At 54.9% G+C, this 11,851-nt stretch carries 9 protein-coding genes; 4 read left to right on the forward strand and 5 right to left on the reverse strand.

What is annotated here, in order from left to right; all coding sequences use genetic code 11:
• The first annotated feature begins 74 nt into the window (after positions 1-74).
• From hemH to RTX30_RS09340, 3 genes are all read left to right on the forward strand, one after another.
• Positions 75-1,037, forward strand: a complete 963-nt coding sequence (hemH, locus tag RTX30_RS09330) for a ferrochelatase (RefSeq protein WP_312689109.1) — start codon at positions 75-77, stop codon at positions 1,035-1,037.
• 63 nt (positions 1,038-1,100) lie between these two features.
• Positions 1,101-2,405 (forward strand): inosine/guanosine kinase, encoded by a 1,305-nt coding sequence (locus RTX30_RS09335; protein WP_312689111.1) that lies wholly within the window; start codon positions 1,101-1,103, stop codon positions 2,403-2,405.
• A gap of 157 nt (positions 2,406-2,562) precedes the next feature.
• On the forward strand, positions 2,563-2,709 hold the full coding sequence (locus RTX30_RS09340; RefSeq protein WP_312689113.1) for a hypothetical protein: 147 nt from the start codon (positions 2,563-2,565) through the stop codon (positions 2,707-2,709).
• A gap of 32 nt (positions 2,710-2,741) precedes the next feature.
• Here the strand turns inward: RTX30_RS09340 and ybaL are convergent, their stop codons facing one another.
• Positions 2,742-4,418, reverse strand: coding sequence for a YbaL family putative K(+) efflux transporter (gene ybaL, locus RTX30_RS09345; RefSeq protein WP_312689114.1), 1,677 nt, complete (start codon positions 4,416-4,418; stop codon positions 2,742-2,744).
• A 227-nt stretch (positions 4,419-4,645) separates the two neighbouring features.
• Positions 4,646-5,845 (reverse strand): MFS transporter, encoded by a 1,200-nt coding sequence (locus tag RTX30_RS09350; RefSeq protein ID WP_312689116.1) that lies wholly within the window; start codon positions 5,843-5,845, stop codon positions 4,646-4,648.
• A gap of 173 nt (positions 5,846-6,018) precedes the next feature.
• Between RTX30_RS09350 and ushA the strand changes: the two genes are divergently transcribed.
• A complete protein-coding gene (ushA, locus tag RTX30_RS09355; RefSeq protein ID WP_312689118.1) occupies positions 6,019-7,671 on the forward strand; it encodes a bifunctional UDP-sugar hydrolase/5'-nucleotidase UshA in 1,653 nt (550 codons plus the stop codon).
• A 7-nt stretch (positions 7,672-7,678) separates the two neighbouring features.
• Here ushA and ybaK read toward each other — a convergent pair whose 3' ends face one another.
• The 3 genes from ybaK to copA form a co-directional block, all read right to left on the reverse strand.
• Positions 7,679-8,158 (reverse strand): Cys-tRNA(Pro)/Cys-tRNA(Cys) deacylase YbaK, encoded by a 480-nt coding sequence (gene ybaK / locus RTX30_RS09360; protein WP_312689120.1) that lies wholly within the window; start codon positions 8,156-8,158, stop codon positions 7,679-7,681.
• A gap of 81 nt (positions 8,159-8,239) precedes the next feature.
• Positions 8,240-9,049: a TraB/GumN family protein gene (locus RTX30_RS09365; RefSeq protein WP_312689122.1), complete on the reverse strand. Its 810-nt coding sequence runs from the start codon at positions 9,047-9,049 to the stop codon at positions 8,240-8,242.
• 85 nt (positions 9,050-9,134) lie between these two features.
• Complete coding sequence (copA, locus tag RTX30_RS09370) at positions 9,135-11,633, reverse strand: copper-exporting P-type ATPase CopA (RefSeq protein ID WP_312689124.1); 2,499 nt, start codon at positions 11,631-11,633, stop codon at positions 9,135-9,137.
• Positions 11,634-11,851 lie beyond the last annotated feature (218 nt).

Consider the following 11,851-nt stretch of genomic DNA (forward strand, 5'->3'; position numbering starts at 1 on the left):
AATCACTGCAATTGGTTCCGTTTACACGCTTTTCGGCTATAATTATCAACCAGTTAAATGGTTAAGAGGCGCGAATGAGTCAGGCGAAAACGGGCATTTTGTTAGCCAATCTTGGCACCCCCGATGCACCCACCCCCGAAGCAGTTAAACGTTACCTGCGGCAATTTTTAAGCGACAGACGCGTTGTCGACACACCACGATTGCTCTGGTGGCCGTTGCTGCGTGGTGTGATCCTGCCAATCCGCTCTCCCCGCGTGGCAAAACTCTACCGTTCCGTCTGGATGGAAGAAGGCTCACCGCTGATGGTTTACAGCCGCAGACAGCAACAAGCGCTGGCCGCGCGTTTGCCGGATGTACCGGTGGTGCTGGGGATGAGTTATGGTTCGCCATCGCTGGAAAGCGCCGTCGACGAATTGCTGGCGCAGGATGTGGAGCATATTGTAGTGCTGGCGCTTTACCCGCAATACTCCTGCTCGACGGTGGCGGCGGTTTGGGATGAGCTGGCGCGTATTCTGGCGAAAAAACGCCATATTCCAGGCATCTCTTTTATTCGCGATTATGCGGATAATGCCGACTACATTACCGCGCTGGCCAACAGTGTTCGCGCCTCTTTTGCGCGCCATGGTGAGCCGGATCTGCTGCTGCTGTCGTATCATGGCATTCCTCAGCGTTACGCTGACGAAGGGGATGATTATCCACAGCGTTGCCGCGATACAACCCGTGAGCTGGTATCAGCGCTCGATTTACCGCCTGAAAAGGTGATGATGACGTTCCAGTCCCGCTTCGGGCGTGAGCCGTGGTTAACCCCCTATACCGATGAAACACTGAAAATGCTCGGCGAGAAAGGGGTGAAACATATTCAGGTGATGTCTCCCGGTTTTGCAGCCGATTGCCTGGAAACGCTGGAAGAGATTGCTGTCCAGAACCGCGAGTTTTTCCTCGAAGCGGGTGGCGAGAAATATGAATATATTCCGGCGCTTAACGACACGCCCGAGCATATCGATATGATGGTCAATTTAACGGCCAAATATCGCTGATCGCCTCGCGGGCTGTGAATGTGCTACCATTCACGGCCCGAATGTCGAGCCGTTATCACAACCATGAAATTTCCCGGTAAGCGTAAATCCAAACACTATTTCCCCGTCAATGCCCGCGATCCGTTATTGCAACAAATTCAGCCAGAAAGCGAAGTCAGCACGTGCTGGGTGGTGGGTATTGACCAGACGCTGGTCGACATTGAGGCGAAGGTGGACGATGCGTTTATTACGCGCTATGGCCTGAGTGCAGGGCACTCACTGGTGATCGCCGATGATGTTGCCGAAGCGTTGTATGAGGAGTTGGTGCGCGAAAATCTCATTTCCCACCAGTTTGCTGGCGGCACCATTGGCAACACCATGCACAACTACTCGGTGCTGGCGGATGACCGTTCTGTCTTGCTCGGCGTGATGTGCGAAAACGTAAAAATTGGCAGCTACGCTTACCGCTATTTGTGCAATACCTCCAGCCGTACTGACCTGAACTACCTGCAAGGCGTCGATGGCGCGATTGGTCGCTGCTTTACGCTGATTAGCGACAGCGGCGAGCGCACCTTTGCCATCAGCCCCGGTCAGATGAACCAGCTGCGTGCCGAAAGTATTCCTGAAGAGGTGATCGCGGGCGCTTCCGCGCTGGTGCTCTCGTCTTATCTGGTACGCTGCAATCCCGGAGAGCCGATGCCGGAAGCCACCCTGCAAGCGGTGGCGTATGCCAAAAAGCACAATGTGCCGGTGGTGCTGACCCTTGGCACCAAATATGTGATTGCTGATAATCCCCAATGGTGGCGTGACTTCCTGAAAGAGAACGTCTCGATTCTGGCGATGAACGAAGATGAGGGGCTGGCGCTCACGGGTGAGAGCGATCCGCTGATGGCTGCCGATAAAGCGCTGGATTGGGTGGATCTGGTGCTCTGTACCGCAGGCCCGGTCGGGTTGTATATGGCCGGTTTCACCGAAGACGAAGCAAAGCGTAAAACGCAGCATCCATTGCTGCCAGGAGCGATTGCTGAATTCAACCAGTATGAGTTCAGTCGCGCGTTGCGCCATAAAGATTGCGAACATCCGCTGCGTATCTACTCGCATATTGCGCCGTATATGGGCGGCCCGGAAAAAATCATGAACACCAACGGTGCGGGCGATGGTGCGCTGGCCGCATTGCTGCATGATATTACGGCGAATAACTATCACCGTATTAACGTGCCGAACTCCAGTAAGCACAAATTTAACTGGCTGACCTATTCGTCGCTGGCGCAGGTATGTAAATACGCTAATCGCGTAAGCTACCAGGTACTCAATCAACATTCACCGCGCTTAACGCGTGGCCTGCCAGAGCGGGAAGACAGCCTTGAAGAGGCTTACTGGGAGCGTTAATTTCCTGGCTGTGGTCCACATAAACCGGTAAAGCGTAGCTTGCCGGTTTTTTATGTGTTATCGCGAATAAAGTGTGTTCTGTGCGTGAATGCCCATAAACAGAGGGTAAAAATCACTTTTAATTGGCGGCCAGGAAATGGGGATTTGCGAAGAATGCATGGCGGCATTGTTAGCGGAGTTTCATGATAAAACCCCGCAGGTGATAAGCGGCGTGCGCCACCAGCTCCCGGCGGGATTTCCCTCGCATATTAGCGAAGCAATACCGGATGGCCTGGCGCAGGCTGCCCGTCGTCAGGTTTTATAAAGCAGCAGGAATCGGGCCTGCTTCTTTACTTGTCAGCTTGCTACCGCCTCTTCGACGGGCGGCTTCTGCAGCAGTGTATACATGGTATTGGCGATCTCCCGCTCGCCCATCACCACCTGGTTGGCACCGCGCTCGGTAATGTAATCCACTTCGTCGTCGTAGTGTGCCCGAGCAATTATCTCTATATCAGGGCACTTTTCGCGGGCGCTGGCAACGATTTCGCCGGCTTCGTAACCATTCGGTATGGTCAATAACAACCAGCGTGCGCAATCCAGATGGGCAAGATGCATGATCTCTTCATTGGCCGCATTGCCTAGCACGGCGCGGATACCACGTTCACGCAGTTCGTCTACACGGGTACGCGACGTTTCGATCACCACCAGCGGAATACCTTGTGCCATCAGTTTCTCCCCCAGCAGGCTGCCCACGCGGCCAAAACCGACCAGCAGGGCGTGATGGCAAATATCCACCGGGATCTGTTTTTCTTCCTCAATGGCTTCTTCCAGCGTTTGCTCTTCCAGCGTCTCGGTTTTATCGAGATATTTTTCCAGCATTGCAAACAGCACCGGGTTAAGCATGATCGACAGGATCGCCCCCGCCAGCACCAGGTTTTGCCCCGCCTGCGGTAACAGATCCAGCGCCATGCCCAATCCGGCCAGAATAAAGGCGAATTCACCGATTTGCGCCAGACTGGCAGCAATCGTCAGTGCGGTACGCGGTGAGTGTCCGAACAGACGCACCAGAAAGAAGGCGGCAATGGACTTACCGAAAATGATGATCGCCAGTGTGCCCAGCACCGCCAGCGGTTGCTCAATCAGGATCCTCGGATCGAACAGCATACCGACGGAGACAAAGAACAGCACGGCAAAAGCATCGCGCAGCGGCAGAGTATCATGGGCGGCGCGGTGGCTCAGTTCTGATTCGTTCAGCACCATCCCGGCGAAGAACGCCCCGAGGGCAAAGGACACGTCAAACAGCTCGACTGCACCGAACGCGATGCCCAGTGCCAACGCCAGCACGGACAGGGTAAACAGTTCACGGGAGCCGGTGGCGGCACTGCGTGCCATGATCCACGGGACCAGGCGGCGACCGACCAGCATCATAATGGCAATAAACGCCACCACTTTTCCGATGGTGATGCCCATATCTACCGCCAGCGAGGCCAGCCCAACATCGCCTTTTTCCACCATGCCTGCAACGGCCGGCAGCAGCACCAACGTTAAGACCATCACCAGATCTTCAACGATCAGCCAGCCAATGGCGATCTGCCCGCGTTGACTGTCAATAAGTTGCCGTTCTTCAAGCGCGCGCAGTAGCACCACAGTACTGGCGGTGGAAAGACACAGCCCAAATACGATCCCGGTCATCAAAGACCAGCCCAGCGTTGCGGAAAGCGCCATACCCAGAAGCGTGGCGACGGCGATTTGCGCTATCGCTCCGGGAATGGCGATAGACTTTACCGCCATCAAATCCTTCAGAGAAAAATGCAGCCCAACGCCGAACATCAACAGGATCACGCCCAGTTCAGCCAGTTCGGGGGCGAGTTGCGTATCTGCGACAAAACCTGGCGTAAACGGCCCGGACAGCACACCCGCTAACAAATAGCCCACCAGTGGAGAAATACGTAATTTATTGGCAAGCATGCCGAGGATAAAAGCGAGCACAAGCCCGCCGACAATGGTGGTGATAAGCGGTGTGGCGTGATGCATTCCGTCTCCTTTCGTTAATGTGGGTCCCAAGGTCAATAACTCGTCACTGCGTTACAGTTTATGACAATTTCAACCACTATGTTGATGAATAATTGTTGAATTATGAAGAAAACGGCAATCTGACAGGAAAAAACATGCGGAGGGGGTATCTGGCAAATTCTTCTTATGCAAACACGAGAGCAACAGGAGAGGAGCGCGGCCAAAACGTGACTTTGACCGCAAGAAAATTACCTTCCGGCTCGGTTATCGGGCAGGAATATGGTCAGGATCCCCAATAACGGCAGGAAAGCACATATTTTATAGACCAGATCGATACTGGTGTGATCGGCGATCAGCCCCAGCACGGCTGCGCCAAGGCCTCCCATACCAAACGCGAAACCAAAGAAAAGGCCAGAAACCATGCCGATGCGCCCCGGCAATAGCTCCTGCGCATAAACCAGAATCGCTGAAAAGGCAGAGGCGAGCACAAAACCAATAATCACCGTTAAAATACCGGTCCAGAACAGCGTGGCATAGGGTAAAACGAGCGTAAAAGGCGCGACACCGAGGATAGAGCCCCAAATAACATATTTTCGTCCTATCTTATCGCCCAACGGCCCGCCAATTAAGGTACCTGCAGCAACCGCAAACAGAAAAATAAAGAGGTGCATTTGCGCGTTTTGCACGGACAAATTGAATTTATGCATCAGATAAAAGGTGAAATAGCTGCTAATGCTCGCCATATAGAAATATTTGGAAAAAATCAGGATCAGGAGCACGCAGACCGCCAGCACAACCTTATTGCGCGGCAGAGGATTCATCACTGAAACGGATTTTTTACCTTTATTGATACGATGCTGTGCGGCATACCAGCGGCTGACCTGCAACAACACAATAATCGCCAACAGCGCAGCAAATACAAACCAGGCGACATTGCCTTTACCGTACGGAGCAATGATGACCGCCGCCAGTAGTGGGCCGAGGGAACTGCCAAAATTCCCTCCCACCTGGAAAATGGATTGTGCCAGGCCATGACGTCCGCCGGAGGCCATACGCGCGACGCGCGAAGATTCCGGATGAAAGACCGAGGAACCGGTTCCCACCAGCGCAGCGGCAAACAGCACCATTGTAAAACTGCCAGCCAGCGCCAGCAGTACCAGCCCGCTCAGGGTAAAACACATGCCAATGGGCAATGACCATGGCATTGGGTGCTTATCGGTCCAGTAACCCACCACTGGCTGCAGCAGCGAAGAGGCCACCTGGAAAGTCAGGGTGATGAGACCAATCTGTACAAACGACAACGCAAAATCGGCCTGCAACAGCGGATAGATTGCTAATAGCAAAGACTGGATCATGTCGTTAAGCAGATGCGAGAGACTGATTGCGCCAAGAATACCGAACGATGTCCCTGCGACAGGCGGTGTCCGCTGCGTTTCACTGATTGCCATAAATACCACATATGTTTGAGAGAGGGGATTGATGTATTCAGAACTGTAATCGTTATCAGGCTAACATACCTGCGCTAAAGGTTTGACGGAAGTCGCAATGCGGAAAACGTATTTGTCTATTATCCTCATGCACGGTAATTTCTGGGTTTTATTAATGGGTCAGGGAGAGAAGCATGAAATTGATAAAGAAGCATGTCGCGCTGGCGCTGATGGCGGCGCTGAGTATGGCAAGCTGGCAGGCACAGGCTTACGAGCACGATAAAACCTATAACGTCACCATCCTGCATACCAACGATCATCATGGCCATTTCTGGCGAAGCGATTACGGCGAGTATGGTTTGTCGGCGCAAAAAACGCTGGTGGATGGCATCCGTAAAGAGGTGGCGGCGCAGGGCGGCAGCGTATTGTTGCTCTCCGGCGGTGATATTAATACCGGGGTGCCAGAATCGGACTTGCAGGACGCAGAGCCTGACTTCCGTGGCATGAATTTGATCGGCTACGATGCGATGGCCGTTGGCAACCATGAGTTCGATAACCCGCTCAGCGTACTGCGTCAGCAGGAAAAATGGGCGAAGTTCCCGTTCCTTTCGGCCAATATTTATCAAAAAAGTACCGGCGAGCGGCTCTTCAAGCCGTGGATGATTTTCAATCGCCAGGGGCTAAAAATTGCGGTGATTGGGTTAACCACGGACGACACGGCGAAAATTGGCAACCCGGAGTTTTTCACCGACATTGAATTCCGTAAACCAGCTGATGAAGCGAAGCTGGTGATCAGCGAGCTGAAGCAAAACGAAAAGCCGGATGTGATCATCGCGACCACACATATGGGCCACTACGATAATGGCGAACATGGTTCTAATGCGCCAGGCGATGTGGAGATGGCTCGTAGCCTGCCTAAAGGCGCGCTGGCGATGATTGTGGGTGGTCACTCACAAGATCCAGTATGTATGGCATCCGAAAACAAAAAACAGGTGGATTACGTGCCTGGTACCCCGTGCGCGCCGGATCAACAAAACGGTATCTGGATTGTGCAGGCGCATGAGTGGGGCAAATATGTGGGCCGTGCGGACTTCCAGTTCCGTAACGGTGAGATGAAACTGGTGCGGTATCAGCTTATCCCGGTCAACCTGAAGAAAAAGGTCACTTACGACAATGGGCAAAGTGAGCGGGTGCTTTACACGCCGGAAATTGCCGAAAACCCACAAATGCTCTCACTGCTGACTCCGTTCCAGAACAAGGGTAAAGCGCAGCTTGACGTCAAAATCGGCAAAACCAATGGTCATCTGGAAGGCGATCGCAGCAAGGTACGTTTTGTACAGACCAACCTGGCGCATGTGATCCTTGCCGCGCAGATGGCGCGCACCAATGCCGATTTAGCGGTGATGAGCGGCGGTGGTGTACGCGATTCGATCGAAGCGGGTGATATTACCTATAAAGATGTGCTGAAAGTGCAGCCGTTTGGCAACACGCTGGTGTATGTCGATCTTAACGGCCAGGAACTGACGGAGTATCTGACGGCGGTCGCGCAGAAAAAACCGGATTCCGGTGCGTATCCGCAGTTTGCTAACGTCAGTTTTGTGGCAAAAGACGGCAAGCTGAGCGAGTTGAAAATCAAAGGTGAGCCGATCGACATGGCGAAGACATACCGTCTGGCGACATTAAGTTTTAACGCCACCGGCGGGGATGGCTACCCGCGCCTCGACAATAAAACCAGCTATGTGAACACCGGCTTTATTGATGCCGAAGCGCTAAAAGAGTTTATTCAGAAAAACTCGCCGCTGGATGTGAATGCTTACGAACCCAACGGTGAGGTGAGCTGGCAGTAACCTGTCCTTACTCGCGGCGGGCGATATCGGCAAATTGTGCATCCAGCATTTTCGCCAGATCGCTCGCCGCCAGTTCGATATCCAGCCCGCGCTTGCCGCCGGAAACATAGATTGAGGCAAACGTCTGTGCGGGTGCATCAATCAGCGTTGGCAGGCGCTTTTTCTGCCCCAGCGGGCTAATGCCGCCCACCAGATAACCGGTCGTGCGCTGCGCCACCATCGGATCGGCCATATCCACTTTCTTCGCGCCCAGCGCTTTGGCGACTTTCTTCAGATCCAGTTGCCCGGCGACCGGCGTGACGGCTACCGCCAGATGCTTCATGTCGCCATTAATTGCCACCAGCAGCGTTTTATAGACCTGATCGGCATTCAGACCCAGTTTTCGCACCACTTCGTCGCCAAAATTGGTTTCATTCGGATCATGATCGTATGTGTGTACCTGAAAGGAGATGTTGTTTTTTTCGAGCAGTTTCACGGCGGGTGTCATCGCAATCCTTCTTACTTTCCTGGTCGTTTCACGCCATCAGCATACGCCAAAGCGCCGCCGTGCAAATAGTACCATCTTGCGCTATTGCGCCATTTTCTCGCGCAGCAGTGAAGGTAAATTGCCATCACCATACAAATGTAACGCTCCTGCCGCCACCACGTAGCGGCCCGGCGGCAGTGCGAACAGGCGCTCGCACCAGGCCTGGTTTCGCTGATACATCAGCACGTCATGCAGAGGCTGGCTAAAGGTGCTCGGCAACGCCATTTGATCGTCGGCAGGGGGATTTTCCAGCCACCAGCTGATCATCACCTGCAGTAAGCGGGCATTATCATGCCAGTGGGTCAGCGTATCCTGCAGGAGTTCATTTCCCTCATCTGGCAGCTCTCTCAGGATATCCAGTTGGCTGGTGGTGCCTTCCAGCTCCATGATCGCCACCTGATACTGCTGCGCTGCGCGTAATAGCTGGTAATCGATGCCGTATTCCGGGCGCAACCCCAGCCGTTGCGCCTGTGTTGCCTGCAACACAAGAGCAATATGCCATGCCGGGCGGTCGTCAAACTCATCACGGGGTAAAGAGAGGGTTTGCAGAATAGTATCCAGCTTGCCAAGCCATTCAGCGCTGAGCCGCTGTTCCAGCGGTGCGGCGGGAGGGAGGTTATCAAAAGGGGAATCCGAACCCGCAACATCGGCTTCCACAATCAGGGCATCGGCCTCGCGCAACTTTTGCAGCAGTGCGCCCGGCAATGGCGACATACCATGGGTGCCCATATGAATACTGCCCACAAGATGCAGGATCCGGTTGCCGGGAAGAACAATATCCTGCGCAGGCCAGCTATAACGGCGCGTAAATAGCGCGCGAACCACGTTTTTTAAGCGGTGAAACAGAGCCATACGCGCATCCTGAAGGCAAAACATCATGCTAACGCGTGGGTGATGAGGGTGTAAACCCCGCCAATACGTTGGCGGGGGGTTACTCTCACTGGCGAGGTTTAAAACGCAACAGGCGGTTAGCGTTACTCACCACGGTAATGGAGGAGAGCGCCATAGCTGCGCCCGCCACCACCGGATTGAGCAAGGTGCCGGTCAGTGGCCAGAGAATACCAGCCGCTATCGGGATGCCGAACGCGTTATACACAAACGCGCCCAGCAGGTTCTGCTTCATATTGCGCAAGGTGGCGTTGGCGATAGCCAGCGCATCGGCAACGCCTGTCAGGCTGTGGCGCATTAACGTGATGGCTGCCGTTTCAATCGCCACATCACTGCCCCCGCCCATGGCGATACCGACATCCGCTTGTGCCAGTGCGGGCGCATCGTTAATACCGTCGCCAATCATGGCCACCTTACGGCCCTGGCGTTGGAGATTTGTAATCGCTTCGGCTTTGCCATCCGGCAGGACACCGGCAATCACCTCATCAATGCCCGCCTCTTTGGCGATGGCATTGGCTGTGGTCTGATTATCGCCAGTGAGCATTACCAGGCGGTAACCTGCGCGGTGCAAACGCTGCAATGCTTCAGCACTCTCTTCCCGCAGTGGATCGCGAATCGCAAACAGCGCCACAGCTTTGCCATCGATCGCAAGCAGTACCGGCGTAGCGCCCAGACGCGCCTGTGCGGATATGTGATCTGCAAAGGCCTGGCTATCGACCTGCTGGCTCGCCAGCAAAGCCTGATTGCCCAGCAAGAGATCATGTCCTTCTACCTGACCGCTCACCCCCAGCCCACGCAGAGTGCGGAACTGGCTGACAACCGGTAAAGCCGCTATGCCCGCTTTGTCGAGCAGGGCGCGGGCCAGCGGGTGACTGGAACCTTGTTCCAGCGCAGCCGCCAGGCGCAGCGCTGTTGCCTCGTCGCCGTCCTGCGTGATGATCCTGACTACTTCAGGTTTCCCGCGCGTCAGGGTGCCAGTTTTATCAAACACCAGCGTGTCCAGCGCGCTGGCACGTTGCAACGCATCAGCATCGCGCACCAGCACGCCGAATTCCGCTGCGCGGCCAACACCGGAAATGATCGACATCGGCGTCGCCAGCCCCAGCGCACACGGGCAGGCTATGATCAGCACGGTGGTGGCAATCACCAGCGTATAGACAATTTGCGGTGCCGGACCAAAAACGTACCAGATAGCACCACTCAGCAGCGCAATGGCGACAACGACCGGCACAAACACGGCGGAAATACGGTCGGCAAGCTGACCGATCTCCGGTTTACTGCTTTGCGCCTGGCGTACCATACGGATAATGCGCGATAACGTTGTGTGGCTGCCGACCGCGCTGGCGGTAAACAGCACGCTGCCATCCTGCACGACGGTGCCGGCATGCACGTTATCTCCGGCACCTTTCTCCTGTGGGATGGGTTCACCGGTGAGCATCGCTTCATCGAACCAGGCTTCGCCCTGGCTGATTTCACCGTCAACCGGTACCCGATCGCCAGTGGTCAGACGCAGCGTCATACCCGGCTGAACCTCCGCTAACGGTACGCTCTTTTCGCCCTCGTCAGTGACGATGCGTGCGGTAGGTGGTGTTAAATCAAGCAGGCGCTCCAGCGCTCTGGAAGAACGCTGACGTGCACGCGCTTCGAGCATATGGCCGAGGTTAATCAGGCCAATAATCATCGCACTGGCTTCGTAATAAAGATGGCGGGCTTCCATGGGAAACCACTGCGGCCAGAGATTCACGCTCATCGAATAGAGCCAGGCCGCGCCAGTACCCAACGCCACCAGCGTATCCATTGTGGCGCTGCCGTTACGCAGGCTTTTCCATGCGCTGGTGTAAAAATGGCCGCCTGCGACGACCATAACCACCAGCGTGACAACACCCAGCCCCAGCCACAGCGTGCGGTTGGCATCGGTGACCATCATGTTGTCGCCGAGCATGCCCCAAACCATGATCGGCACGCCGACAAGCAGCGCCACTATAGCCTGCCAGCGAAAGCGCTTCATGGTGGCGAGGGCGGTTTCTTGCTGGCGTTCGCGCCGTTTAATGTCATCTTCAATGGCTTCTGCGCCGTAGCCAGCCTGTTCGACGGCCTGCACTAAATCATGGGCGGGCGCGCTGCCCATTACCAGCGCGGTGCGCTCCGCCAGGTTTACCCGTGCCTGGGTGACGCCAGGTACCGCCTGCAAGGCTTTTTGTACCCGGGAGACACAGCTGGCGCAGCTCATGCCATTGATCAGCAGCTGTTGGCTGTCATCAAGGTCATCCGCTGCCGGAAGCTCAGGATTGGCCGCTGTCAGTGCTTCCGACGGGAGTGATGACTCTGCCAGCGGTTTAGCCTTTGGGTGGCTTAAGCTCGCACCGTATCCGGCTTCCTGCACGGTGGCGATTAACGCGTCCGCGCTGGCGCTACCGGTGATTTCGGCACGTTCAATGGTGACTTCGGCGTGTTCGACATCCGGGCGTTTCTCCAGGCTTTCTTTCACACGTTTTACACAATGGCCGCAGGACAGGCCATCCAGATCCAGCGCTATGGTATGAGACATAAACACTCTCCTTAATGATGAAACTGAGGGGAACTGTGATGAAGCTTAAACCTTCCATCAAGGGGAAGGTCAAGGGCGATCCGTAAAGAAGGCGGGATTTTAAAAGGTTTTTCACTAGCAATGACGTAATACTGAAGATCGTGGGCCATTTCCAATGGCTGTGGTGACCTGCTCCCCATTGATTAATACACATCGATGTTAGTAATGTCTTCATAAGC

It is taken from the genome of Kosakonia sp. (assembly GCF_032052965.1).
GTDB lineage: Bacteria > Pseudomonadota > Gammaproteobacteria > Enterobacterales > Enterobacteriaceae > Kosakonia.

Excerpts from the sequence above, each read along its gene's own strand:
- RTX30_RS09350 (WP_312689116.1), bottom strand. The coding sequence starts at position 5,845 with ATGGCAATCAGTGAAACGCAGCGGACACCGCCTGTCGCAGGGACATCG.
- RTX30_RS09340 (WP_312689113.1), top strand. The coding sequence starts at position 2,563 with ATGGCGGCATTGTTAGCGGAGTTTCATGATAAAACCCCGCAGGTGATA.
- RTX30_RS09365 (WP_312689122.1), bottom strand. The coding sequence starts at position 9,049 with ATGGCTCTGTTTCACCGCTTAAAAAACGTGGTTCGCGCGCTATTTACG.
- copA (WP_312689124.1), bottom strand. The coding sequence starts at position 11,633 with ATGTCTCATACCATAGCGCTGGATCTGGATGGCCTGTCCTGCGGCCAT.
- RTX30_RS09335 (WP_312689111.1), top strand. The coding sequence starts at position 1,101 with ATGAAATTTCCCGGTAAGCGTAAATCCAAACACTATTTCCCCGTCAAT.
- ushA (WP_312689118.1), top strand. The coding sequence starts at position 6,019 with ATGAAATTGATAAAGAAGCATGTCGCGCTGGCGCTGATGGCGGCGCTG.
- hemH (WP_312689109.1), top strand. The coding sequence starts at position 75 with ATGAGTCAGGCGAAAACGGGCATTTTGTTAGCCAATCTTGGCACCCCC.
- ybaL (WP_312689114.1), bottom strand. The coding sequence starts at position 4,418 with ATGCATCACGCCACACCGCTTATCACCACCATTGTCGGCGGGCTTGTG.
- ybaK (WP_312689120.1), bottom strand. The coding sequence starts at position 8,158 with ATGACACCCGCCGTGAAACTGCTCGAAAAAAACAACATCTCCTTTCAG.